Origin of the sequence: Nitrosomonas mobilis (assembly GCF_900103035.1) — a bacterium.
In the GTDB taxonomy this organism is placed as follows: domain Bacteria; phylum Pseudomonadota; class Gammaproteobacteria; order Burkholderiales; family Nitrosomonadaceae; genus Nitrosomonas; species Nitrosomonas mobilis.
Genome location: NZ_FMWO01000041.1, coordinates 40,475 through 64,320, shown reverse-complemented (window position 1 = coordinate 64,320; position 23,846 = coordinate 40,475). Strand labels below are relative to the sequence as shown.

Annotated in this window: 27 protein-coding genes and 1 pseudogene; 15 read left to right on the top strand and 13 right to left on the bottom strand. The window is 49.1% G+C overall.

Annotated elements, in window-relative coordinates; genetic code table 11:
* Positions 1–600, top strand: a 600-nt coding sequence (locus tag NSMM_RS04865; protein ID WP_143001862.1) for an IS1595 family transposase, incomplete at its 5' end; no start/stop codon positions are given.
* 175 nt (positions 601–775) lie between these two features.
* Positions 776–2,596, top strand: coding sequence for a cation:proton antiporter (locus NSMM_RS04860; protein ID WP_090285156.1), 1,821 nt, complete (start codon positions 776–778; stop codon positions 2,594–2,596).
* Positions 2,597–2,725: 129 nt separating this feature from the next.
* On the opposite strand, the gene NSMM_RS04855 is transcribed toward NSMM_RS04860, so the two are convergent.
* Positions 2,726–4,534 carry an SLC13 family permease gene (locus tag NSMM_RS04855; protein ID WP_090285154.1) on the bottom strand — a complete coding sequence of 603 codons (1,809 nt, stop codon included), beginning with the start codon at positions 4,532–4,534 and terminating at the stop codon, positions 2,726–2,728.
* 112 nt (positions 4,535–4,646) lie between these two features.
* Between NSMM_RS04855 and NSMM_RS04850 the strand changes: the two genes are divergently transcribed.
* Positions 4,647–4,904 (top strand): hypothetical protein, encoded by a 258-nt coding sequence (locus NSMM_RS04850; protein ID WP_218121015.1) that lies wholly within the window; start codon positions 4,647–4,649, stop codon positions 4,902–4,904.
* Positions 4,905–5,106: 202 nt separating this feature from the next.
* On the opposite strand, the gene NSMM_RS04845 is transcribed toward NSMM_RS04850, so the two are convergent.
* Positions 5,107–5,343 carry a transposase gene (locus NSMM_RS04845; protein ID WP_090285152.1) on the bottom strand — a complete coding sequence of 79 codons (237 nt, stop codon included), beginning with the start codon at positions 5,341–5,343 and terminating at the stop codon, positions 5,107–5,109.
* Between the two features lie 18 nt (positions 5,344–5,361).
* A complete protein-coding gene (locus NSMM_RS04840; RefSeq protein ID WP_218121014.1) occupies positions 5,362–7,149 on the bottom strand; it encodes a cation:proton antiporter in 1,788 nt (595 codons plus the stop codon).
* Positions 7,150–7,491: 342 nt separating this feature from the next.
* Between NSMM_RS04840 and NSMM_RS04835 the strand changes: the two are divergent.
* The 3 genes and pseudogenes from NSMM_RS04835 to NSMM_RS04830 form a co-directional block, all read left to right on the top strand.
* Positions 7,492–7,902 (top strand): annotated as a pseudogene (locus tag NSMM_RS04835) (IS1595 family transposase); the annotation flags it as partial.
* A 173-nt stretch (positions 7,903–8,075) separates the two neighbouring features.
* Positions 8,076–8,372, top strand: a complete 297-nt coding sequence (locus NSMM_RS16985) for a DUF6444 domain-containing protein (RefSeq protein ID WP_425412350.1) — start codon at positions 8,076–8,078, stop codon at positions 8,370–8,372.
* Positions 8,373–8,419: 47 nt separating this feature from the next.
* Entirely contained in the window at positions 8,420–8,602 is a 183-nt protein-coding gene (locus tag NSMM_RS04830; protein WP_090285150.1) for an IS66 family transposase, read from the top strand.
* A gap of 615 nt (positions 8,603–9,217) precedes the next feature.
* Here NSMM_RS04830 and NSMM_RS04820 read toward each other — a convergent pair.
* Entirely contained in the window at positions 9,218–9,526 is a 309-nt protein-coding gene (locus NSMM_RS04820) for an RnfH family protein (RefSeq protein WP_090285148.1), read from the bottom strand.
* Positions 9,510–9,950 (bottom strand): type II toxin-antitoxin system RatA family toxin, encoded by a 441-nt coding sequence (locus tag NSMM_RS04815; RefSeq protein ID WP_090285146.1) that lies wholly within the window; start codon positions 9,948–9,950, stop codon positions 9,510–9,512. Before NSMM_RS04815 ends, NSMM_RS04820 begins: the two co-directional genes overlap by 17 nt.
* A gap of 158 nt (positions 9,951–10,108) precedes the next feature.
* Between NSMM_RS04815 and smpB the strand changes: the two genes are divergently transcribed.
* The 8 genes from smpB to argB all read left to right on the top strand — a co-directional run bounded on the left by smpB (position 10,109) and on the right by argB (position 14,657).
* Positions 10,109–10,561 carry an SsrA-binding protein SmpB gene (gene smpB / locus NSMM_RS04810; RefSeq protein ID WP_090285144.1) on the top strand — a complete coding sequence of 151 codons (453 nt, stop codon included), beginning with the start codon at positions 10,109–10,111 and terminating at the stop codon, positions 10,559–10,561.
* 42 nt (positions 10,562–10,603) lie between these two features.
* Complete coding sequence (locus NSMM_RS04805) at positions 10,604–11,674, top strand: COX15/CtaA family protein (protein ID WP_090285142.1); 1,071 nt, start codon at positions 10,604–10,606, stop codon at positions 11,672–11,674.
* A 26-nt stretch (positions 11,675–11,700) separates the two neighbouring features.
* Positions 11,701–12,165, top strand: coding sequence for an RDD family protein (locus NSMM_RS04800; RefSeq protein WP_090285140.1), 465 nt, complete (start codon positions 11,701–11,703; stop codon positions 12,163–12,165).
* A 217-nt stretch (positions 12,166–12,382) separates the two neighbouring features.
* Entirely contained in the window at positions 12,383–12,514 is a 132-nt protein-coding gene (locus NSMM_RS16755) for a hypothetical protein (RefSeq protein ID WP_281200888.1), read from the top strand.
* A gap of 75 nt (positions 12,515–12,589) precedes the next feature.
* Positions 12,590–12,733, top strand: a complete 144-nt coding sequence (locus tag NSMM_RS15995) for a hypothetical protein (RefSeq protein WP_218121013.1) — start codon at positions 12,590–12,592, stop codon at positions 12,731–12,733.
* Positions 12,734–12,838: 105 nt separating this feature from the next.
* A complete protein-coding gene (locus tag NSMM_RS04795) occupies positions 12,839–13,210 on the top strand; it encodes a response regulator (protein WP_090285138.1) in 372 nt (123 codons plus the stop codon).
* Positions 13,207–13,728: a chemotaxis protein CheW gene (locus NSMM_RS04790; RefSeq protein WP_245654686.1), complete on the top strand. Its 522-nt coding sequence runs from the start codon at positions 13,207–13,209 to the stop codon at positions 13,726–13,728. Before NSMM_RS04795 ends, NSMM_RS04790 begins: the two co-directional genes overlap by 4 nt.
* A 41-nt stretch (positions 13,729–13,769) precedes the next feature.
* Positions 13,770–14,657 (top strand): acetylglutamate kinase, encoded by an 888-nt coding sequence (argB, locus tag NSMM_RS04785; RefSeq protein WP_090285136.1) that lies wholly within the window; start codon positions 13,770–13,772, stop codon positions 14,655–14,657.
* 21 nt (positions 14,658–14,678) lie between these two features.
* On the opposite strand, the gene glgA is transcribed toward argB, so the two are convergent.
* From glgA to NSMM_RS04770, 3 genes are all read right to left on the bottom strand, one after another.
* Positions 14,679–16,166: a glycogen synthase GlgA gene (gene glgA / locus NSMM_RS04780; RefSeq protein ID WP_090285134.1), complete on the bottom strand. Its 1,488-nt coding sequence runs from the start codon at positions 16,164–16,166 to the stop codon at positions 14,679–14,681.
* Between the two features lie 66 nt (positions 16,167–16,232).
* On the bottom strand, positions 16,233–16,676 hold the full coding sequence (locus NSMM_RS04775; RefSeq protein ID WP_090285132.1) for a universal stress protein: 444 nt from the start codon (positions 16,674–16,676) through the stop codon (positions 16,233–16,235).
* Positions 16,677–16,744: 68 nt separating this feature from the next.
* The gene (locus NSMM_RS04770) at positions 16,745–17,614 is read right to left on the bottom strand and encodes an alpha/beta hydrolase (RefSeq protein ID WP_090285130.1); all 870 of its coding nucleotides are present in this window, start codon (positions 17,612–17,614) and stop codon (positions 16,745–16,747) included.
* A 305-nt stretch (positions 17,615–17,919) separates the two neighbouring features.
* On the opposite strand from NSMM_RS04770, the gene NSMM_RS04765 reads away from it, so the two are divergent.
* Positions 17,920–18,708, top strand: coding sequence for an SH3 domain-containing protein (locus NSMM_RS04765; protein ID WP_090285128.1), 789 nt, complete (start codon positions 17,920–17,922; stop codon positions 18,706–18,708).
* Positions 18,709–18,856: 148 nt separating this feature from the next.
* On the opposite strand, the gene NSMM_RS04760 is transcribed toward NSMM_RS04765, so the two are convergent.
* The 5 genes from NSMM_RS04760 to NSMM_RS04740 all read right to left on the bottom strand — a co-directional run bounded on the left by NSMM_RS04760 (position 18,857) and on the right by NSMM_RS04740 (position 23,844).
* Entirely contained in the window at positions 18,857–19,381 is a 525-nt protein-coding gene (locus NSMM_RS04760; RefSeq protein ID WP_090285126.1) for a cytochrome P460 family protein, read from the bottom strand.
* 127 nt (positions 19,382–19,508) lie between these two features.
* The gene (locus NSMM_RS04755; RefSeq protein ID WP_245654684.1) at positions 19,509–20,264 is read right to left on the bottom strand and encodes a lysophospholipid acyltransferase family protein; all 756 of its coding nucleotides are present in this window, start codon (positions 20,262–20,264) and stop codon (positions 19,509–19,511) included.
* Entirely contained in the window at positions 20,248–20,787 is a 540-nt protein-coding gene (gene gmhB, locus NSMM_RS04750; RefSeq protein WP_090285122.1) for a D-glycero-beta-D-manno-heptose 1,7-bisphosphate 7-phosphatase, read from the bottom strand. Before gmhB ends, NSMM_RS04755 begins: the two co-directional genes overlap by 17 nt.
* 7 nt (positions 20,788–20,794) lie before the next feature.
* Positions 20,795–22,918 (bottom strand): glycine--tRNA ligase subunit beta, encoded by a 2,124-nt coding sequence (gene glyS, locus NSMM_RS04745; protein ID WP_090285120.1) that lies wholly within the window; start codon positions 22,916–22,918, stop codon positions 20,795–20,797.
* Entirely contained in the window at positions 22,915–23,844 is a 930-nt protein-coding gene (locus NSMM_RS04740) for a glycine--tRNA ligase subunit alpha (protein ID WP_090285118.1), read from the bottom strand. The genes glyS and NSMM_RS04740 overlap by 4 nt, the downstream gene beginning before the upstream one ends.
* Between the last annotated feature and the right edge of the window lie 2 nt (positions 23,845–23,846).

The window sequence follows — 23,846 nt, the reverse complement described above, 5'->3', positions numbered from 1 at the left end:
TGGCGCCATCGGTTCCTGACTTTGCCGGCGGCTACTAAAGCCAACCACTTGCAAGGAATCATTGAGGCGGATGAGACCTTTTTTCCCTCTTCCTGCAAAGGTCAACGTCACCTGAATCGTCCACCGCGTAAACGCGGTAAGCAAATCCATGTACGTGGAACAGGCAAAGACCAGGTGCCGGTGTTGGTAGTACGCGACCGCTCTGGTGCAACAGCAGATTTCATGTTGAATGCGCTTGATAAAAAGACAATTGAGCCGCCTTTGCGGGCTATCCTGGCAAAAGATGCCATTTTCTGTAGTGATGGCGCTGCCGTCTACCGGTCTGTGGCTCATAGCCTCGGAATTACCCATCGCCCCGTCAATCTCTCTGCTGGAATTCGAGTCATTGCTGGTGTTTACCATATCCAGAATGTTAATGCCTACGACAGCAGACTTAAACAGTGGATGAAAAGATTTCATGGGGTCGCAACCAAATACCTGGAAAATTACCTGGGCTGGCGTAGATGGCTGGAACGTTGGGGTGGGCACAACTCGCCAATCATTGGTCTCCAGGCCGCTCTCGGACGAGAAAATCAGTTTCAACTATTAATGCAGACATAGCCCTTTTTAATGTTGCAGTACGTACCATTGACCAGTATATTTCCGACCAGCATTTGGATTTAGTGCAACTCTCAGCTAAAGTAGTCGCAGCAATTCCTATTGCCGTTGCAACCAAATCAATTATCCGTGTCGGCTTGCACCGACCGTTCAGCTCTTCACTGATTCCGAGGTCTTCGTGGAAAATATCGGCTTGACTATCGTCTTGATTATTGTGCTCGGATTCCTCTGCCAATGGGCATCCTGGCGCATCGGTCTACCTGCGATTTTGCCCCTGCTGGCGGTGGGTATCATCGCTGGGCCGGTGTTTCATTTATTCGATCCCAAGGCCCTTTTTGGTGATCTGCTTTACCCGGCAGTATCGCTTGCGGTTAGCATCATTTTATTTGAGGGTAGTCTGACGCTGAAATTCAGCGAAATAAAACAGGTACGCAATGTCGTCAGGCACCTGATTACCTTCGGTGCGATGTTGACTTGGTTGGTTGTTTCCTTCGGCGCCTACTGGTTATTCGAACTGGATTTATCACTGTCCATATTGTTCGGCTCTTTGATGATAGTCACTGGTCCCACTGTCATAGTTCCAATATTACGGACGGTTCGGCCGAACGCCAACATATCTAACATCTTGCGCTGGGAAGGCATACTGATTGACCCGATTGGTGCGTTGTTCGCGGTCATGGTCTTTGAATTTATTATTCTCAACAGCAGTGGCTTGCCGCTGGGCCACCTGGTCTGGTTATTCGTCGAGATTATTTTTACCGGAGCTCTGCTCGGACTTGCCGCCGGATATCTGCTTGAGCAGCTTCTCAATCGCCACTGGGTTCCGGAATATTTACATAATTTGGCCACTTTGGCGCTGGTGTTGCTCACTTCCAGTGCGTCCAATTATATTGCCCACGAATCCGGTCTGCTTGCCGTGACTTTGATGGGCATATGGCTCGCTAACCGGGAAAAAATCCATATCGAGAATATCCTTAACTTCAATGAAAACCTCACCGTGCTATTGATATCGGTACTTTTTATTGTACTCGCCGGACAGCTCGATTTAAATCGATTGATCACGGTTGCTGGCACCGCGATTGGTTGTTATTTATTGGTTCAATTCGTCGCGAGGCCACTGACGGTGGCGGTTTCGACCATCGGCTCCGAACTGAGCTGGCGAGAGCGCTTGCTGATCGCATGGATTGGTCCGCGCGGCATTGTTGCAGCAGCAATTTCCGCTTTATTTGCGATTAAACTGCAGGCTATCAACTACCCGAATGCGGAACTTTTAGTATCCTTAACGTTTACCGTGATCATTGGTACGGTACTAGTACAAAGTTTGACGGCTGGAACGCTGGGACGCTGGCTCGGTGTTTCAGACCCAGAGCCCAATGGATTCTTGATAGTAGGAGCAAATCCACTGGCGCGAGCTATCGCCCTAGCGCTCCAAAAGCATGGTGCTCAGGTGCTGGTCGCCGACTCCAATTATAGCAATATTCGGACCGCCCGGATGGAGGGGCTAGCAACTTTTTATGGAAATTGCGTATCCAAATATGCCGACCAACACCTTGACCTGATCGGTATCGGCAAGCTATTGGCGTTATCACCTCAAGAGGAACTCAATGCTATCGCTTCAATACGCTATTCAACTGAATTTGGTCGTAAGCACATTTTCCATATCGCAACGACCACCGATCAAAAAACACTGGAAAAGCACCTCTCCGCAAAGGATTTGCGCGGATACACCCTCTTTGATGACCAGGCAACCTTTGCTAAACTTTCCAGTTTGCTCACCAAGGACTATGAGATTCGAACCACCAAAATAACCGAAGAATTTGATTACGATGCCTATTTGGCGAAAAATCCAAAAGCAATCAAGCTGTTTTACTTAAACCAAAAAGATGAAATTCACGTTTTTGTCGCAGAGGAAACCGCTAAGATTGAGGAAGGATATCGAATCGTCTCAGTACTGCCGATGATCGATGAAGTTGCTGCACCTGCGAAGGCTGAGGTCTAAGTTATTCACCAAAATTGACTCGCTCTGGTGTTAAACGAATACCGCTTTAGCCTTGCTGCAATCGCTAGCCTGCACGTTTCGAATAGCGTTTAAATCCCGAGCAAGACAAAAGGTATTCTGATTAGAAGTTTACAACGGCCATACCCACAAGATAACGGGTAAAGCGGTCAATATGACCAAAATGGATATGGGCAAACCAAGTCGCCAGTAATCGGCAAAACTATATCCACCCGGCTCCATGACCAACGTATTAGATTGATGGGCGATCGGTGTCAAAAAAGCGCAGGAAGCGCCTATCGCCACAGCCATCAATAATGGATCGGCTGAAACCTCCATACCACTGGCCACACTCAACGCTATCGGTGCAGCCAATATCGCCGCTGCAGCATTATTGATAATATTCGACAGTAACATTGTGGCCACCATTAGAATGACTAATGTCATTGCAGGTGGCGTCGATTCGGCCATATTAAGTAATAAGCTGGTAATTAATTCTGAGCCACCTGTGGTTTCCAAAGCTTGCCCAACAGGCAGCATCGCGGCTAATAGCACAATGACTGGCAAATCCAGACTCTTGTATAACTTTGCAATCGGTAATAAACCAGCAAAGAACATGGCTGCTACTCCAGCTACCATTGCCGTCGCGGTGGGGATGGCATCAAACATAATCAACAGAATAACGGCGACAAAGATCAGTGAAGCGATAGCCACCTTTCTTGGCTGGCCCAAACTCAATCCCCGTGAAGCCAAGGGTAGGCATCCGAGGTCAACCATCACCGATTTAAGCACATCCTCACTGCCTTGCATCAGTAAAATATCGCCTGCGACAAAGCGGATTTTATGCAGCCGTTGGTCTAACTGATGACCTTGGCGTGCCACAGCGAGAATATTAACGCCGTAGCGTTGGCGGATAGACAAACTGCTTAAGGTATTTCCTATCAGTATCGAATCATGCGCCAGTATGGCTTCGGCAACGTCCAAATTCTCAGTTTTTTTTGATTCTGATTTTTCTTTTTTTTCATCTTCAATTTGTTGATCGGTTTTACCTCCGGTCAGCTTTAACTTCGTGATATCAGTGAGTGCTTTCAAACTATCCGGATCAGCTTTAATCAACAGAACATCATCTTGCTGCAAAACCTTATACATAGAAGGCGTGTTGAAACGATCATCACCTCGCACCAATGCCACCACAGTAATATCGGCTTCATCCTCAACGGCAGCAACCAAGTCCATCAAGCTGCGGCCCATATAATCAGACTCTTCCGGAACGCTTAATTCAGTGAGATAGCTATTGATCTCAAATAATTCATCTTCGCTGTTGGTCGCCTGCCGTTGAGGAGTTAAAAAACGACCAAATAGCACCAGAAAAATAACGCCGACAAGGGTAATTGCAGCACCAACTGGTAAAAAATCAAACATGCCAAACGCAGGAGCGTCTGTTTGAGTTCGATAACTAGCAATAATGATGTTAGGTGGCGTACCAATCAGAGTCAGGCAACCACCGAGTAACGAACCAAATGCTAACGGCATTAAAAACATTGATGGAGAGTGACCACTTTGTCGTGACATCCAGATCGCCACAGGCATTAATAACGCTAGCGCCCCAACGTTGTTCATAAATCCTGAACAAACTGCCACCGTAACAGTCAGGGCGGCCATCTGCATGGTTGGGTGATTGCCAACACGGGTGAGTTGTCTTGCGATAGCGTCGACCACCCCCGCATTTACTAACGCTTGTCCTAAAATCGACACAGCTGCCACGGTTACTACTGCTGGATGGGCAAGTCCCGAGAACACTTTATCGGCGGGAATTAAGCCAGTCAAAGCAACCGATAATAAAGCTAAGATAGCGACGATGTCATAACGCAATTTATCCCAGATAAATAAACCAAGCGTTGCTGCGAGTACAGCAAAAATAATAATCTGGTCAGTAGTCATAACATCCCTCTTTGGCTAGCAATATAGTGGCTTGTCCAGAGTGGAGCTTTAGCTCGGATTAATCTGTAAAATTAAATTCTCACGCCCTGATCATGCCGGTCAGCTTCTGCACATGAATCTGCGGGCGATTCTGGCCGGTAGACGCATTCCAAACTATTATAAATTCGCGGACAAGCTTTCACCTGCAGAATATATAGAGCAGGCCTCTCGTAAAGAAATTTATGATCCGATTTTAACGTTTCAGCTTTCCAATGATTTTCAGGTCACGCGGTTGATGCATAAATATCTGCCAGAAGATAAAAAATCTCTGGGCCATGTCACTTTACTGGATTGGAATAACATTTTTTATAGCCGCCATTTTTTGTTTTGAACGTCAAGAAAACTCAGACCAGATTAGGTGCGGTGCAGTGGTAAATGCGTGAATTTACTTCGGTAGAGGAAGTGCTAAAACAGGTTAAATACTTTGTTGATGCTTTGTCAGATTATACCCACCGCACTTCAAATTTCGGCACTCAAGCGTGACCGATGATTTGGAAGCAATCGGTCAATAGCGAGCGTAGCGAGGCGTGGTACTAGTCTAGTCCGGCAAAGAAATTGTTGCACGCTGTTTTGAATTGGTAAAAGGTTTCGTAGTAGCGCTCATACAGTACGGTTTTCTTGAAAAATTTCCAGAACCGCCCGATCAAGTTGAGATTCGGTGCATAAGGCGGCAGAAAAACCAGTTCGATTCTGGAATTCGCCAGGTAGCCCTTCACTAACTGGGCATGGTAGTAACGGGCGTTGTCACAGATCAGTCGGTTATCGCACACGCCTAAATCAAATTTTGATTAGCGAGAGGTGTCGTTCTCCTGAATGGGTTTTTCTTCGAGCACAGGCTTATAGTCCCAATCCCGCACGTCCTGAATCATCGCATCGATATCGTCGGTAGGAATCGACAGCATCCGCAGAGCCGTTGCTCCCAAGCGCAAACTGGCCTCAATCGCTTCAGGATAAGCGTGGGTGGCGCCGGCGGTAATGAGTTGCGAACTGGTTTCGAGATCGCGTGCTCGCGCGATGATAGGTATGTGCGGGCAATTGCCGCGCAGCACTACAACGGTGCGTAGGGCATCGGCGTGATCATCTACCGTGACGATTACCAGCGAGGCCCTTTCGATATGCACCGCCGTCAGTAATTCGGCATCGGAGATGTCGCCATAGAGTACAGAATGGCCATCGGCGCGTCCCTGTGCCACCCTTTTCTGGTTGGTATCAATGGCCAGGAATGGTACGCCACTTTCCTTAAGCAGTACAGCAATGGTGTGCCCTACACGTCCATAACCACCAATAATAACTAGTGGCTCAGGTACGTCTGTCAGTCGTTGGTCAATAATCTGATCTGCCTTGCGATTGAGTCCAAAAGCGCTCGTCAGTCCGCTGGCGATGGCGTAATTGAAGCGGATTATAAATGCGCCTGCGGTCATGGAGAAAAGTACAGCGGTCAGTGCGATCTGCCCTACCTCGGCCTCGACTACCTGGGCGTCAAGTGCAATGGCCAACAGGGCAAAGCCGAATTCCCCACCTACCGACAAGAGCAGTGCCGTCCGCCATGACATCAAAGTATCGATGCCGCTGCGCTTCACCATGGCCGCCACAATCAGCGTTTTGCTTACAAGCAGAAGCAGCGCGCCGAGCAAGGCCAAATTCCATATACGTGGCAATGCCGCCGGGTCGAACAGCATACCGATACCGATGAAAAACAGACCGAGCAGTACATCACGGAAAGGTCGAATACTGGATTCGACCTGGTGACGAAATTCGGTCTCGCCCAACATCATGCCGGCCAAAAATGCGCCGAATGCCAATGACAGTCCGAGGTTGAAGGTTGTCCAGGCGGCCAGTAAAACCACCATTAACACGGCTAGAGTAAACACTTCGGCGGAGCGACGCCAGGTAACCAGATGAAACAGTGGGCGCAGGACCCAACGGCCGAGGTAGAAGACCAGCGCGAATGCCAGTAAAGCTTTGGCAATCGCCCAACCGAGCGCGATGGCCAATAAATCGGCGCCAACTGCCATGCTCAGCACAGGAATGACCACCAGAAATGGTACTGCCGTGACGTCTTGGAAAACCGACATCGCCAACCCGAGTCGACCGTGAGGAGTGTTTTCTTCTTTTTGCTCGGCCAGCTGACTGCCGATGAGAGTAGTCGATGACTGGGCAAAAACTGCTCCGATCACGAATGCCGCAGGAGCAGCTAGCCCGGCTAGCCAGGCGATGATACCAACCATGATGGTCGTAAAAAACACCTGTCCGGTACCGAGTCCCAACACCTGATGACGCAGGGCATGCAATTGCGGTAAGGAAAAATTCAGACCGATCGTAAATAGCAGGAAAACCACACCAAACTCTGCCATGACCTTGAATTCCGGCACGTGAACGACCGCACCGATAGTATGGGGTCCGAGAATTACCCCGACAAGAATATAACCCAGACCGGTGGGAATGTGCAGACGCTGGAAAGCGAGTACAACTGATACCGTAACGCCCAGCAGCAGGATGATTTGTGACAGATTTGCCATTAAACGAATATTTTCTAATTGAGTTTGATGAAAATGATCAGCAGCAGTTTTTGTCATTTCCAGTAACTGCTTTCAAGAATCGTCGCAACTTGCTCCAGATATCTTAAATATCTTTGTGAACGCCGGGGCTGTCAGTCAGCAGCACAGTCTAAAAACGGATACGCCCTCATTTTGGGCTTGCATGCGCCTTTGCAGCCGAGCCGATGGATAACATCTGGGTCGGTGCGGCTAAAAATAAGGGGGTATTATGCATTTACTTAGGCTAAGTCTGCATTAAACGTTGAAAATGTATTTTTGTCCAATGGAATGGAAACTGGAATATTAAGACTGGAAGTCATAGTCATGAAAGTCTCTGATTTTCGCGAGTGGTTGAAAAATATCGTAACTTGGCCGCGGTCAAAAAAACAGGCAAGGCAATGCGGAACAGACAAAAATACCAGTTTTCACTGGTGTCATCGGTTCCTGACTTTGCCGGCAGCTACTAAAGCCAGTCGCCTGCAAGAAATCATCAACGCGGATGAAACCTCCTTTCCCCTTTCCTGCAAAGGTCAACGTCACTTGGATCGTCCACCGCGCAAACGCGGCAAGCAAATCTATACACGTGGCACAGGCAAAGACCAGGTGTCTGTGCTGGTAGTACGCGACCGCTCTGGTGCAACAGCGGATTCCATATTGAATGTGCTTGATAAAAAGACAATCGAGCTTTCATTGGAGCTTTCATTGCGGACTGTTCTGGCTAAGGATGTCATTTTCTGTAGCAATGCCGTCGCCTGCCGGTCTGTCGCTTATAGCTTCGGAATTGCCCATCGCTGGACTCCAGGCCGCTCTCGGACGAGAGAAAATTAGTTTCAACGTTTAATGCAGACATAGTTTTTCTGGGATAGAGGTTTCCGAGCAGGTACTAATTAGTTCTTGTCAGTTGTTTACCATACTACGAGTCACGCGCGAACCTGAATCTCCTAACCTCGGATCAAAAGAATGATTTGATCCGCCTGTTATTCGGAGAGGTTCGGATTTTGACTGCGCGCGTGTCAGAATCGGAAACTCAATTATCCAAGGACCGCCACAATTCGAGCACGCCACCGTCCTTCGATGAGCTAAAGAAGACACGCTCACTGCGCCGCCCCTCGGGTGCCAAGTCTGGTGGCCAGATCAGACACAAAGGAATGACTCTCAAGCGCGTGCGGGAACCGGGCGAGGTGATTGAGCATGGCTTACCGGAGCGTTGCGATGGATGTGGGGAGACCTCGCCCCCTGCGACTGCAATGCGGATGCGGTAAACTGCACGAGAGTCAATTTCTCTCAGGCGTCCGCGGAGCGGTGCAGTATGTATGAGCCGAACATTCGCGCGCTGGCGGTTCATCTGACGCAAGGCCAACTGTTGCCCCTCGCGCGGATCGCGCAACTGATCGACGATCTGTATGGGCTGGAAGTTTCACCAGCCACGCTGTCGACGTGGATTGAAAAACCAGCCAGGTGTTGCGACGAAAGCTCGGCATCAGGTCCATGACCAAGAATGAAAACGACACAAACCATATTAACATTAGACAGCCTCAGCCAATCAATCACCGAAGCTTATATGAATGTTCCACCATAAGAAGGCATGACTGAAATTGAAGCAATAATCTCGGACAGCAGGCATCCTTAACGCCGTGATGGCGCAGCTTGGCATTGTATTGAATACAAACGTACTACTTTTCTGGTTCCATCCCAGGAAAAATACTCTCTGCTTGGATAAGTGACAGTTTGAATGTAATACTTTCGCACTATATCTTGGATGAATCACACGGCGTGTTGCCAAGACTTCATCATCGCTTGGGGTCGTCTAATCAAGAAATTCGAGATTTTGTGGAGTCGCTGGAAACGTCATATTCGCACTTGCGAGATGTGACAGATCATTCATTCTTGGAACACTTTTGGCTTCAAGCGCTAATTACCTCGTTACTGGTGATAAGAATCTGCTCACTTTAGTTGATAAATACCCAATTCTTACACCAACCAACTTTTGGCAATTACATGGAAGCTGATTTGCATAAAATAGCGAAAACGGTTTCAGGTTCATAACTAGGTACTCTTATTCTTGCGCAGAGTAATCCCAATCGTTGTTGGGCCCAATTGATAGAACTCACCGTTTTTGCCGGCCAGCCGAACGCATTCTGCGTTTCTCCTTGGGGTCAATTGCCAGCGGGCGATAGACTTCCACTCGGTCATTGGCTTGCAATACTGTTTGCATATTCGCGCGTTTGCCGAAAACACCGACGAACTGTGTTGTGCAATTTTTGTCCGATAAAAACTTTTCAATACCAGATAGCGCGATTGCCTGCGCAATGGTTGTGCCAGCGACTACTTCAAGTTTTTTCAGGAACTGGTGCTGAGGAAACGCGCAGGTAATTTCAATCGGAATGTGGGTTGGCGGATCAGGCTGATGTGCCATAAACTGCTTCCGCGCGCGCAACAAAAGCTTCCACAAAATTGTTGGCGATCAGGTAAAAAACCGGACCCACTACCTTTTCCAGCAGCTTATTCGAGAAAGTGTAATGCAGGCTGAATTCAATCTTGCAGGCATTATCTGATAGAGGAATAAAACGCCAGTGCCCATCGAGCTTCTCAAAAGGTCCTTCCAGCAGTTCCATCTGAATTAGTTCGGGTGGGCGTCGGTTGTTCTTGGTGGTAAAACTATGTTTGATGTGGTGATAATTGATGTGAATCGTTGCATGTGCCACTTCATCATCTTGTATTTGCATGGAGGCTCCAGAACACCACGGCAGGAAGGCCGGGTAGTTCTCTACCGTATCTACCAGATTAAACATTTGTGCTGCCGAATAACTAACTAACACGGATTTTTCTATTTCAGCCATACATTAAATTATCCTTTGCGAATGGTGTTATGCCAGAGGAAAGTCTGATCAAATGGTAGCGTGATCTTATCCGACCATTTTTCAGCCTTTCCCAAAAGCTGCTACACTAAACGAAATTTTTCTAAAAGTCATATTCCTTTTTCCCGTACAAATTGTCGATGAGTATTGCGCAAAATAAAAAAGCCTTTCACGATTACTTTATCGAAGAAAAATACGAAACGGGTTTGGTGCTCGAAGGCTGGGAGGTCAAGGCCATTCGTGCGGGGCGTGTTCAACTGAAAGAAGCTTATGTTGTTATTCGGCGCGGAGAATTATTTCTGATTGGCTGTCACATCAGCCCTTTACCTGCTGCTTCTACTCATATTCATCCGGATCCGGTTAGAACGCGCAAGTTATTGTTGCATGCGGCTGAAATTAGTAGGCTCATCGGAAATGTCGAACGCGCCGGCTATACCCTTGTGCCGTTGGATATGCATTATAAAACAGGTAGAATCAAACTGGAAATTGGCCTGGCCAAAGGTAAAAAACAACATGACAAGCGTGAAAGCGAGAAAAATAAGGAATGGGAGCGTGACCGGCAGCGTTTGTTGCGCATGCGTAACAACTCTTGATTGATAATAAATTTTGACAATCATGCATATAACTCATCTACCATGAAAACATCTGCAATCCCGGTTCTGCCAGTGCGCAGCCATACCGCCATCGCTGTTTGGTTGCTGATTTGTTGTGTGCTGGTCTTTGCGATGGTTGTTGTTGGTGGGGTGACTCGACTGACCGGTTCGGGATTGTCAATCGTCGAATGGCAGCCTTTGATTGGTACCATACCGCCGCTATCCGAACAGGATTGGGTGATCCTGTTTGAAAAATACCAGAAAATTCCGCAATATGAGCTGGTGAATAAGGACATGTCGCTGGATGCGTTTAAGGGTATATTCTGGTGGGAATACTTCCATCGCTTGCTTGGGCGGTTGATTGGGCTGGTCTATTTTGTGCCTTTGGTTTATTTCATCGTGCGCAAGCAGGTTGATCGTGCGCTGGGCCTCAAGCTGTTCGGTATTTTTATACTGGGAGGGCTGCAAGGATTGATGGGCTGGTATATGGTAATGAGCGGTCTGTCAGAGAATACTCATGTCAGTCAATACCGGTTGATGGCACATCTGGGATTGGCATTCGTTATCTATGCCGCAATGTTCTGGGTAGCAACCGGGTTGTTATCGCCTGGATCAAATGCAAGTGCTGATGCCAGCAACGCAGACTCTGCCAAATCTTTGGTCAAATTGCGCCATTTCTCGCTGGCGCTGACCGGATTGGTTTTTATCATGGTGCTGTCTGGTGGGCTGGTGGCCGGCATCCATGCCGGAAAGGCATACAATACCTTTCCATTGATGGATGGGTTCTTGATTCCTCCGGCATTGTTCGTGCTTGACCCCTGGTACCGGAATTTTTTCGATAACATTACGACGGTGCAATTCGATCATCGCCTGATTGCCTGGCTGCTGATCTTTTTAGTACCCTATTTTTGGTTCAAAGCCCTCCGCACGACAGATTTGTCGACTTCTGCCCGACTGGCATGTCACCTGCTCCTACTCACGTTGATAATACAGGTGGGATTGGGAATTACCACACTGCTGTTAGCAGTCCCGTTAACTTTTGCTGCCGCGCATCAGGCTGGCGCTGTCCTGCTGTTTACCGCGGTACTGTGGTGTACACGTAAATTGACCTAATATGTTGATAGCTACAATCAAAGGCAATGACCAAGCTGCTAAATAAAACACATTTTTCAACAGAAAGAGTGGTGCCGGGGTTCGGTCGGCGCGTGCTGGCCTTGTGCTATGAATTCATCCTGTTGCTTGGTGTATGGTTTGTAGTCAGTCTGCTGTTTCATCTCGTCTTTCGTGATCCGAACGCCGCTTATTTCAGGCCGTTATTTCAGTTCTACCTGCTGTCGATCGGTGGTATTTATTTCACCTGGTTCTGGACGCATGGTGGTCAGACGCTGGCCATGCAGACGTGGCGGATGAAACTGGTATCGATTGAGACAACAGGTGATGACCGGGTCACTGTCCAGCAGGCAGTCAAACGCTATGTAATGGCAGTCATCGGTATCAGTTTCTTTGGAATTGGACTATGGTGGGCGTTGTTCGACCGTGATCGCCAGTTTTTGCATGACCGATTGGCACATACGCGCATCGTTCAACACAGCAACCAGCCGTAAAGAAGCTTTATGAAATATCGTACCTGCCATGAACCCGTTGATGACTGGCGCCACTGGTCCTGATTGGCCAGCCGCTTGTAGCAAGTCTGCGAGCATCGGGATATTCAGTCAAGGTGCTTAGTCGCCACGCTGGACGTGCCCAGCCAGACACCCGGCACATCTGCGTATAACTGGGACTATAAGGCACGAATCGATACCTGATCAGGCACTTCCTGATGTGGATGGAATCGTTCATCTGATGGGGAAGAGCTTGGGTAAAGGCGGTGTGTTGGGAAAGCTGCTGCCACTATTCAGGATGGGGCTGGGTGGAAGTATTGGTGATGGCTACCGTGGATTCTCATCTCGATGATATTTTCCAATATGGCATAACGCAACGTGTAATACGCGTTACAGTGCTTCGGTCAATGCGGTCGCGCCCAACCTGGTGCGACACTTGGTATCTGCACAGATACTTGGCGAAGTATTGCGTCGACCAGCGCTGCTCACCACTCCGACTGGCGTGCCGCGGCTAATTCCCGGTGAGGCGGCGGAGCTGGGATTGGATAGCTATCGGATCTCCTCTCAATAATTGATGGAGACATATGATTTTAGCTTCAAATTTGATACCCTATCTGCAGCATTGAAGAATCTACTTGAGAAGTATTGAGATAGGTATTTAATATACAAGTAAAAGATGATAATCAACACGATACTGGTGATTGATGACTCACCAACAGACCGGCATATCCTGAGCAGAATGCTGACCAAAGGTGGTTATCAGGTTGGAACTGCTGAAAGTGGTGAAGAGGGTGTGCTCAAGATCAAGCAATACATGCCGGATCTGGTGTTGATGGATGTGGTAATGCCGGGAATCAATGGTTTTCAGGCTACCCGCATGTTAGCCAGGGATGATGAAACTCGGCATATTCCCGTTATTCTCTGCACATCCAAAGACCAGGAAACCGACAAAATATGGGGCCTACGGCAGGGGGCGCGAGCGTATATCACCAAGCCGGTGAGTATCGACGATTTATTACAAAAGATTAAGAACCTTGATTTTCCATGAGAAGCAAACCGGGCATCATGTTGGACTATCAGCTGGCATTAAACGCACAAATCGACAAAATCAACCCAAACCAACCGGCAACTATTCCGGTATTGGGATTTTTGATTGGGAATGATCGCTGGCTGGTTGGCATGAACGAAATTGGCGAGGTATTACCCGTTCCCAAAATTACGCCTGTATTTCTGACACGCTCCTGGTTTCTCGGTATGATCAATGTACACGGCAATCCTTATGGATTATGCGATCTTACTCAATTCATCGGAGATGCGCCAACTACTGGGCACAGCATAAAAAACCGGGTAATTCTCGCTACTTCGCGTCTGCATGCCAACTGTGCCATTTTGACAGGTGGCATGCTCGGGATCAGGAGCATGGCTGAGTTTACTCTGTCACCGGATAGCGATGACCCTCGTCCTTTTGTAACCGGCATTTATCATGATCGACAGGGTCGGTCGTGGCGAGTACTTAATCTTGCCAGACTGGTGCGATTACAAGCTTTTTATCAGATTGCCCGGTAGAGGTAGAAATAAATGCTGCTGTCACCTGAGCGTCCAACATTATGTTGAATCCCGTTACCGCCAATGAAAAGGCAAGGACTCTTGCCGAGGCACTCCCTTATATTCGTCGTTTTCACGACAAGACCATTGTTATCAAGTATGGTGGCAACGCCATGGTTGATGAAGCGCTCAAGCAAAGCTTCGCCAGTGATGTGGTATTGCTGAAGTTGGTTGGGATGAATCCGGTTATCGTTCACGGTGGGGGGCCACAGATTGACCAGATGCTGAAGCGCGTCGGCAAGGAAGGCGTCTTTATCCAGGGAATGCGTGTCACTGACAATGAAACGATGGATGTGGTCGAGATGGTCCTCGGCGGGCTTGTCAATAAGGAAATAGTTAATCTGATCAACCGACATGGTGGGCATGCAGTTGGATTGACCGGAAAGGACGGAGCTTTTATCCGCGCAAAACGAATGCTGATGGCGGATCAGAAAAAGGCGGGCGAGTGGATCAATATTGGTCAGGTCGGTGAGATCGAGCATATCGACCCATCCTTGATCGCGTTATTGGATAGTCGTGACTTTATTCCAGTAATCGCGCCGATCGGGGTAGGTCAGGAAGGGGAATCCTACAACATCAATGCAGATATGGTTGCCGGCAAACTCGCAGAGACGCTCAAAGCGGAGAAATTGATCCTGATGACCAATACATCGGGCGTGTTGGATAAAAGTGGTAGTCTGTTGACAGGCTTAACGGCAAGCCGGGTAGATGAACTGTTTGCCGATGGCACAATTTCTGGCGGTATGCTTCCAAAGATCGGTTCCGCACTCGACGCTGTCAAGCATGGTGTCAAATCCTGCCACATCATAGATGGCCGGGTAAAGCATGCCCTGTTGCTGGAGATTCTGACCGACGAGGGCGTAGGGACCTTAATCCGAGCAGATGAATAAAGCTGTTTCCAGCTTACCCGGTTAGTTGAATGCAATTTTTTGATAAATCGAGCGATAAGCTAGTGCGCTCGTTTTCCAGCTGAAGTCCTTGCGCATAGCATTGCGTTGCAGGCTGCGCCATAATCGGCGATTACCATAGGTAGCCAGGGCCCGCTCAATCGCGGCGAGAAAAGATTGTGGTGTCACGGCATCAAAAATAAATCCGCTGGCGGTCTCATTGGCGATGGTTCTGGGCGTAGTATCCACGACAGTATCCTGCAATCCTCCCGTGGCATGGACCAGTGGTAATGTGCCATAGCGTTGGCTGTACATCTGGTTTAACCCGCAAGGTTCAAAACGGGAAGGCATCAGGAAGCAATCAGCGCCCGCTTCGATCTGATGTGACAGCGGTTCATCGTAGCCAATGCGGACTACAATATTTTTTGGGAATGCCTGCTGCAGTGCAATCAGCTGATTCTCCAGTGCAGTATTTCCACTACCAAGCACAACCAGCTGTGCAGACCATTTTTCCAGCATGGGGGCAATCTGCAGCAATAGATCGTAGCCTTTCTGGTGACTGATACGGCTGATGGCGGCAAACAGGGGGATGGTAATATTGACTTCTAGTCCGAGTGACTGCTGCAAGGCGAGCTTATTAACAGATTTGGCCGCCAGCGTTCTGATCGAATAATTTTTGCAAATATAGGGATCGGTCTGCGGATTCCAGATAGTTGTGTCGATGCCGTTGAGGATGCCGGACAGATGATTACGGCGTTCAGTCAGCAATCCCTGCAGGCCAAAACCCAGTGTTTCTTGCTGTATTTCCTCGGCATAGCTGGGGCTGACGGTAGTAATGTGGTTAGCATAAAAAATACCCGCCTTGAGGAATGACATATTGCCGTAATATTCCAGCCCATGCATACTCAGACTTTCTGACGGCAATCCAAGTCTGCCAACTTCTCCGGGCGGGAAGCAGCCCTGAAAGGCCAGATTGTGCAGCGTCATGAGGCTGGCAGCTTTTTTTCCATCATGAAAATGTAGATAAGCCGGTGTCAGACCACTCTGCCAGTCATTGCAGTGAACAACTTCAGGTATCCAAGCCAGTGGGCTGGCGTCACTTGCCAGCAGCGCACCGATTCTGGATAGCAGGCCAAAACGCTGGGCATTATCCGGCCAGTCCTCTCCGGCAGCGTTGCTGTAAGGCCCGCCCTCTCGTTTATATAATTCCGGACAATCAATTACATAGATAGGAACATAGTCGTTCACATGTACCTGTAGTCGGGATGCAATCAGCGTAGCGACCGGAAAATGTGGCGAGAAATTGAATTCGGCCAGTTTGCGTTTGACTTTTAACCCGGATAATACTGACGGATAGCCTGGCAACAAAATACGGATATCGATGTTAAGATCGCGAAGTGCTGCAGGCAGGGCAGCACTGACGTCACCTAGTCCTCCGGTTTTGCATAGCGGAAAGATTTCGGGAGTAATGAACAGTGCGCGCAATTTTTTGCGCAAAGAAGAAGGCTTCACAGGGAACAGGCTCAAGAAATGTGTATTGTAGCGAAACGGTTATTGCCGTGCTGCCCCAATTGGCTATCAGGAATGTTGCAGTCTGACAGCCAGCACATCACATTTGGCGTGGTGCAGTACACCATTGGCAGTTGAGCCAAGCAGCAAAGCCAGGCCATGTCTGCCATGTGAACCTACTACAATTAGATCAACATTTTCCTGCTCGGCAATCCGAACAATTTCCTGCTTGGGTTCGCCCCACACTAGCCAGCGGTGTGCGGGTTCGATTGCTATCACTTCAGCCAGTTTGTTCAGTCTGTTTTTCTCAGCCTCAAGCATGGCATAGGTTGTTTTTGCATCAAGAGGGATCATGGTTCCATAAGGCGTATCCGGCATGGGAATATTATCCAGCACGTGAATGATGCTCATTTTGGCGCCCGTTAACGCGGCCTGGCCGCGTGCCTTTTGCATAACGTAGTCGTCCTGATCCGAGAAATCTACTGCCAGTAAAATATGTTGATATCCAGTCATGACAATCCATAAGACGTGAATTTAAAAAGGCCGATCAAAGACAGCATTGCTGAAAATCAGGTCTGTAGTCATTTCCGGAGGTAGCTGGACAAGAAATCATCAATCCGCTCCTCGTAGGTTTTTCCGGCGTAGGTATGCATATTATAGTGTTCTGCACCTTCAATTACCCAGAACTCCTTGGGTGGCGACGCAGCTACAAATAAATGTGCCGCTTCCGATTGCGTGGTGTGCTGGTCTTGTGTACCTGCAATCAGCAATAAGGGAGCATGTAAACTACCAATTCGGTCGATCGGATTCAATTCATTGACAGGTAAATCTAGCAGGAAAGCAAAATAAGGCAGCAGCAAAAACTTGAGATACACTCCTGTCTCTCCCAAGTGCAACCTCAGTCGATTCTCGACAGCTTGTGCAAAAGTGGGATGTACTGATTCCAATATCACGGCATCCAGTCTGAGTGGGGGATCAGCCAGTAAAATGGCAGCAGCCCCAAGAGTAGCGCCGATAGCGCCAATACGTTCCCGGGGAAACTGCTCGCGCAGATAAGCGATGGCAGCAGCTACGTCATTGGATTCACGCGCACCAAATGTGATTCGATCACCTGGCGTTTCGCCATGTGCCTGCAGGTCGATCATTAGCACACTGTAACCTTGATTACCAAGGAAACTTGCCCGCCCGAGCATTTCGAGGCGATTGCTGCGCATCGAATGCACAAGCAACACTGCGCCGTGGCCAGGTCGCCCTTCAATCAACCAGCCGTGGACAGTATGATGATTATTCGTATTTATTCTGACATTTTTTACCGGAAAGTCTGGGACCAGGATCTCGACCGAAGTCGGAGCTGGTCCGGTTGCAATTTCCCCCAGTATCACAGTGACGATTCCCAGCAGAATCAGAATGGCAGCAAATTGAATGGCTAACCAGCGCAATAGTGTTTGCATTTAGATCATTCAGTGTCTTGAATGCTGCATTTTAGGGCAGGAAAGGAGTCGCTGCAAATGTGTCGATACGGTAAATTGGAATCGCGATGACCTGACGTATATAATGGGTTTATGGTGGATTAAGCCCCTTTCCCCCAGCTTTTCGTGACTTGGCTTTGAGATATCAATGAAATAATTCGTCAATTAATGGTAATGCTTGTCATTTTCTTATGTATCGAGAAATACCAAATTACAGACAGTCGCGGCGTAGGCGTACTATCTTAACTCGACTCCTGTCGGTCAGTCTAATAGTAGTCAGCATTGGCGTGTCCGGATGTGCATTCCATCAACCAGGTCTCGGGAATACCGACAATGCTACGGCTACTCCTGTTCCCAAAAGATCAGTTGCATCCTGGCCGGGTAAGCGTGTCGTCATTCCTGTTCCAGAGAAAATGCCGACAGTGAAAGCATATCAGCATGAAATTGTCAGATTAAAACGGTTATTGACTGAAAAGGACAAACTTATCCAGAGCCAAGCCACCAGAGAGCTAGATCCGGATCAAACTCAGGAGCAGACCTTGCTGAGGCCAGCAAGCGGTGTTAGTCAGGCCAAGAGTCAGCAATATCGACTCGCCACGAAACCCGAAGCTGCTTCCAAAATCGCTGAAGTTGAAGTTTCGCTGAATATGCTGAAACAGTCTGCCGTCGCCAAATACAACCCTGCATTGCTATCGCTTGTGCAGTCTTTTCTGGATGCCGCCCTCCTGGCTTATGAACATGCAGATTTCAGTAGCGCCATGAGTTATGCCGCGCAATCCCAGGAAGGTATTGAAATGATCACTAGATTGACAGAAAAATCATACGAGCAACAGCCAACTTCTGCGATATTGAGTACTCCGCTTCTCTTGCAAACCAAGCAAAACGAATCACTGAAAATCGCTCCAAACGATAACGCAGAAACACAAAGCATGTTGGCACCGAACACTGCCGTAACTGCCACTACCTATCACGGGTACTGGCTACGTATTGAAACTCGGGATGGTCGCTCAGGGTGGATTCGGAGCCAGTCTATTGACGCCAGAATTAATCTCCCCAATCAAGAAAATGAGAATTGAATTTCTGGCCTTGCTTGTTTCCAATAAAAAGAGCGCTGACGTCCATGCATGGACACTCGTGATGTCCGACTTTCAGTCAAAATTTTGAGATAGCTAAGCGTGCATTCCCGTTTTTGCGGAAATGTACGCTTAAATAACCAATCTTTTATTAATGCCCGGTAGCAAAATCCACCAATTTCTGGAAACTGAATAAATAATCCTGCTGTTGCAGTGGAGTGTGACACTGCACGCAGTTGAGGTCATTTACTTTTACCGTACCATCGGGGTTATAGACAGCGAAACCCCAGTCTCCGGTACGGTCAGAGGATTGATAGGCGCTATCCCAGTTATTTCTTTTTTCCATAACCGCTACGGCTGCCAGTTTGTCAATTTCGAAAAGGCCATTCTGCCCGGAGATTATTTTGTCACTGGTATCTTTTTTTGGTTCATAGATTTCCATGATGACGACCGAACCGGGAGCGGCTTCTTCGCCTTTCTTGTAGCTCTCCACCGCAATCTGATTTGCGTAGAACTTTGCTACCTGGGTTTGATTGGCGCGATTGGCGACACTGTATTGAGAAAAAATCTGCTCATAGCCTTCCGGAAATTTGACGAAATCTGGATTGCCACCGCCATTGGCATGGAGTGGTACTAATAAACTTATCAGAGTCATAGCCCATATTCTTGACTTCATTTACGTTACTCCTCATTTCATTATTGGATTGATAATCAAAAACGGTCAAGGGCAGCTAGTGGCTACGCCTGCCGTTTTCGATTCCATTATAGACATACAGACTGAAACTCGAAAGTAGGTATTGTGATCAATCGCTGTTTCTACTTTCAGCATTGCTGATGCGCGCGGTTTCTGATTCGATCCATGTTTCCATCCTCTGGATCAGCTCAGCTGGTTCCATGCCAGCCGGGTTGACGGGTTCGCCGATACTTACTACGATTGTGCCGGGGTATTTGATGAACGAATTCTTTCCCCAGAATTCACCAGCGTTGTGTGCGACCGGAACGAGCAATGTATTGGCATGCACTGCCAGCCAGGCACCGCCAATACGGTACTTTCTTTTGCTGCCAGGGGGAACTCGCGTACCCTCAGGAAATACCACGATCCAGAAATTTTGTTTCAACCTTTCTTTGCCCTGCTCGACAATCTGCTCCAGTGCAGCTTTACCCGCGCTACGGTCAATGGCGATCGGGCTGGTCATCGCTAGCCCCCAGCCAAAGAAAGGAATACGCAACAACTCCTTTTTAAGTACCCAGACCTGCGGTGGGAAAATCTGCTGTAAAGCGAGTGTTTCCCAAGCAGATTGATGCTTGGAGAGAATGATGCTGGGTTGACTGGGTATGTTCTCCCGACCGATAACGCGATAGTGCAGGCCGCAGACATGCCATAGCAGAAACAGCATTAGTCTGGTCCAGCCGTAGGTGACGCGATAGCGCTGATGGGGAGACAACGGATAACAGGCGAGCGTAACCAGCGCATACGGCGGCGTAATGATTGCCTGCAGCAGCAGGTAGATCAGCGAGCGGGCACCCGCAAGCCACTTCTTTCTACGCACTAATGCCAAAACTGTCTACCACCGCAGCCAAATCTGAAAAAATTTGTGTGCCCTCGGGCAATTTACCAGCTTTCTGGGTGTTTTTACCATTTCCGGTCAGTACCAGTGCTGGTGTGGCTCCCACCTTGGCAGCCGCCTGCAGGTCGCGCAGTGAATCACCTACGGCCAGCACATGATCAAGCCCGATGCCATAGCGTTGACTGATTTCTTCGAACATGCCAATGTCGGGTTTGCGACAGGTGCATTTGTTGCCGTCGGCATGAGGGCAGAAAAATAGAGAATCGATTCTTCCACCTGATTGCTGCACCAACCGGAACATCTTGTCGTTGATGGCGTTGAAAGTGCTCATATCGAGTAATCCGCGCCCGATCGTGGCACAATTCATCGCGATGACTACCCGGTAACCGGCGTGTGTCAGGCGAGCAATCGCCTGTAGACTTCCCGGAATCGGCAACCATTCGTCAGGTGACTTGATGTAAGTATCGAGCGCTTGATTGATGACGCCATTCCGGTCGAGAATGATCAACTTCATGACAGGCTTATCCAGCAAGACAGGCTATATCCGCTACCCGGTTCATCGCAGCTTGTAATTTTGCCAGCAGGGCGAGGCGTGTTTGACGCAACAGCAGATCTTCGCAGTTGACCAATACCTGATCAAAGAAATGATCTGTCGGTTCTTTCAATGCTGCCAGTTTTTGCAATGCATTGACATAATCTCCATTGCTGAATGCAGCATCGACCTCTTTCTCGATTGCGGAAAGTACCTGATAAAGGGTAATTTCTGCTGGTTCCCGTAGATTGGCCAACTGCAGCGACATATCTGCATTATTTGATTTCTTGAGTATGTTGCTGACACGCTTGTTTGCCGCTGCCAGACTGGCTGCTTCGGGTAACGCTGCAAAAGCCCGTACAGCAGCGAGCCGTTTTGGAATGTCATAGAGGTGCTGCGGTCGCAGGTTGAGTACAGCCTCGATTTCCTGTGGACGGTAGCCTTGCTCGCGCAGATTATAAGCGAGCCGGTCAAAGAAAAATTCCTGCAACTGCGAGGCGAGCTGCGGCGAAACTGGCCGCACATGGCTTGTTACCGGATCACCGAGAATGGCGATCGTTGTTGCAAGCAGTTCATCGAGCGATAATGGCAGGTTTTTTTCGATCAGAATGCGGATGGTACCGAGAGCATGCCTGCGTAGTCCGTAGGGATCCTTATCCCCACTTGAGGTCAGTCCGATACTGAACATGCTGACAAGTGTCTCCAGTTTGTCAGCGAGCGCCACACAGACCCCGACCAGGTTACGCGGTAATTCGTCTCCGGCAAAACGGGGCTTGTAATGATCCTCGATTGCAAAGGCAATGGCGTCGGAGATCCCTTCGTATTGCGCGTAGTAGCGCCCCATGATGCCCTGTAGCTCGGGAAATTCGCCTACCATATCCGTCAGCAGATCCGCCTTGGCGAGACTGGCAGCTTGTTTTGCCTGTTTTGCCAGTGCATCGTTTCCCAGCTGGGTGGCGAATGCCTGTGCCAGCCGACACAGATAGGCAATACGCTCTCCTTGCGAACCCAGTTGATGATGGTAAATCACCTTGTCAAGGCCGGGCAGGCGGGAGGCCAGCGTGGTTTTTCGATCCTGCTCAAAGAAGAACTGCGCATCCGCAAGCCTTGAACGGACGACACGTTCATTGCCGGTAATGATGTTGGTTGCATCGGTCGGCGTGATGTTGGCGACGATCAGGAAGCGATTGGCGAGCTGGCCGGCAGCATCCACCAGCGGAAAGTATTTCTGATTGGCCTTCATCGTCAGAATCAGGCATTCTGCCGGTACTTGCAGGAATTCCGCAGGAAATGAGCCAACCAGGATGTTGGGACGTTCGGCCAGTGCGGTCACTTCATCGAGTAAGGCGGTATCTTCGATCACTCTCAAGTCAAGACTGGCGGCGGTAGCTTGCAATTCATGCCAGATAAGCTCATAGCGTCGGTCGAAGTGAGGGATTACCGCTCCATCGGTTTGTAACCGTGCTTCATAGTGATCCGCATGTCCGATCATCAGATGCTCTGTTTTGGCTTCAAAACGGTGTCCCTGAGTCATACTGCTCGCAACCAGCCCAAATGCCTGAATGGGGATGATCGCATCCCCGTGCAATACCAGCAAACCATGTACAGGTCGCACAAAATGCACATTCTGCCAGCCATCAGCAAGCTGATAGGCCATTACCCTGGGAATTGGTAATTGTTGCACGACCTCATTGAGCGCAATCTGCAAGCCATCAGCTAGAGACTCCCCCGGCTGAGTGCGATCCAGAAACAGCACATTTGACTTGCCTTCACGTATTTGTCTGAGCTGTGGCACGACTGTTGCCTCTGCACCAAGCGCTGCCAGTTTTTTCAGCAAGGCGGGTGTAGCCTGACCTTGGGCGTCCAGACCAACTTGAACTGGCATCAATTTTTGCGAAACGGGTTGTTCGGGAGCCTGTGCCAGCACTGCCGTCAGGTGAATGGCCAGTCGCCTGGGTGTGGCGAATACTGTTGCACAGGATGCTTCCGTCGCAAGATTTTGCCGACACAGGCTTCTTTCAATGCCTTCCGCAAAAGCTGCAGCGAGCTTTCTGAGCGCCTTGGGTGGCAACTCTTCCGTCAACAGTTCGACCAGCAGGTTTTGGGAATTCATGCGGATTTGGTCTGGAGCTGTTCAAGCAGTTCTTCCACCCATTCTCTGGGTGCTCGCGGAAAGGGAGGTTGCAGACGCGCGCGACTGTCATAATAGGCTTGCGCAACACGTCGTGCCAGATTGCGAATTCGTGCAATATAAGCGGCGCGCTCGGTCACCGAGATGGCATTACGCGCATCGAGCAGGTTGAACGTATGTGCGGCTTTCAACAGCTGCTCATAAGCTGGTAGAGCGAGTTGTACATCCATCAGACGGTCGCACTGCGCCTCGTATTCACCAAAGGCCAGTAACAGAAAACGGATATCGCTGTATTCAAAGTTATAGGTGGATTGCTCCACCTCATTCTGGTGGTAGACGTCATAATAACTGAGTCCTTTGGTCCAGCTAAGATCAAACACACTTTCCACCCCCTGTAAATACATGGCGAGGCGCTCCAGTCCGTAAGTGATCTCACCGGTAACCGGTCGGCAGCTCAATCCGCCCACCTGCTGGAAATAGGTGAATTGCGTTACTTCCATGCCATTCAGCCACGCTTCCCAGCCTAATCCCCAGGCGCCCAGCGTGGGATTCTCCCAGTCGTCCTCGACCAGACGAACATCGTTCTGCTGCAAATCCAGCCCCAATGTCTGCAATGAGCGAAAATATAAATCCAGAATATTGCGGGGCGCAGGTTTGAGCACTACTTGAAACTGATAGTAGTGCTGAAGCCGGTTGGGATTATTGCCATAACGTCCATCTTTGGGGCGGCGCGAGGGTTGCACGTAAGCAGCTCGCCAGGGTTCAGGACCGATAGCACGCAGAAATGTCGCGGTATGGCTGGTACCCGCACCAACTTCCATATCATAGGGTTGCAGCAAAGCACACCCCTGCTGTCCCCAGTATTGCTGCAATGTCAGAATAATTTCCTGAAAAGTTGGTGTGGTCATGC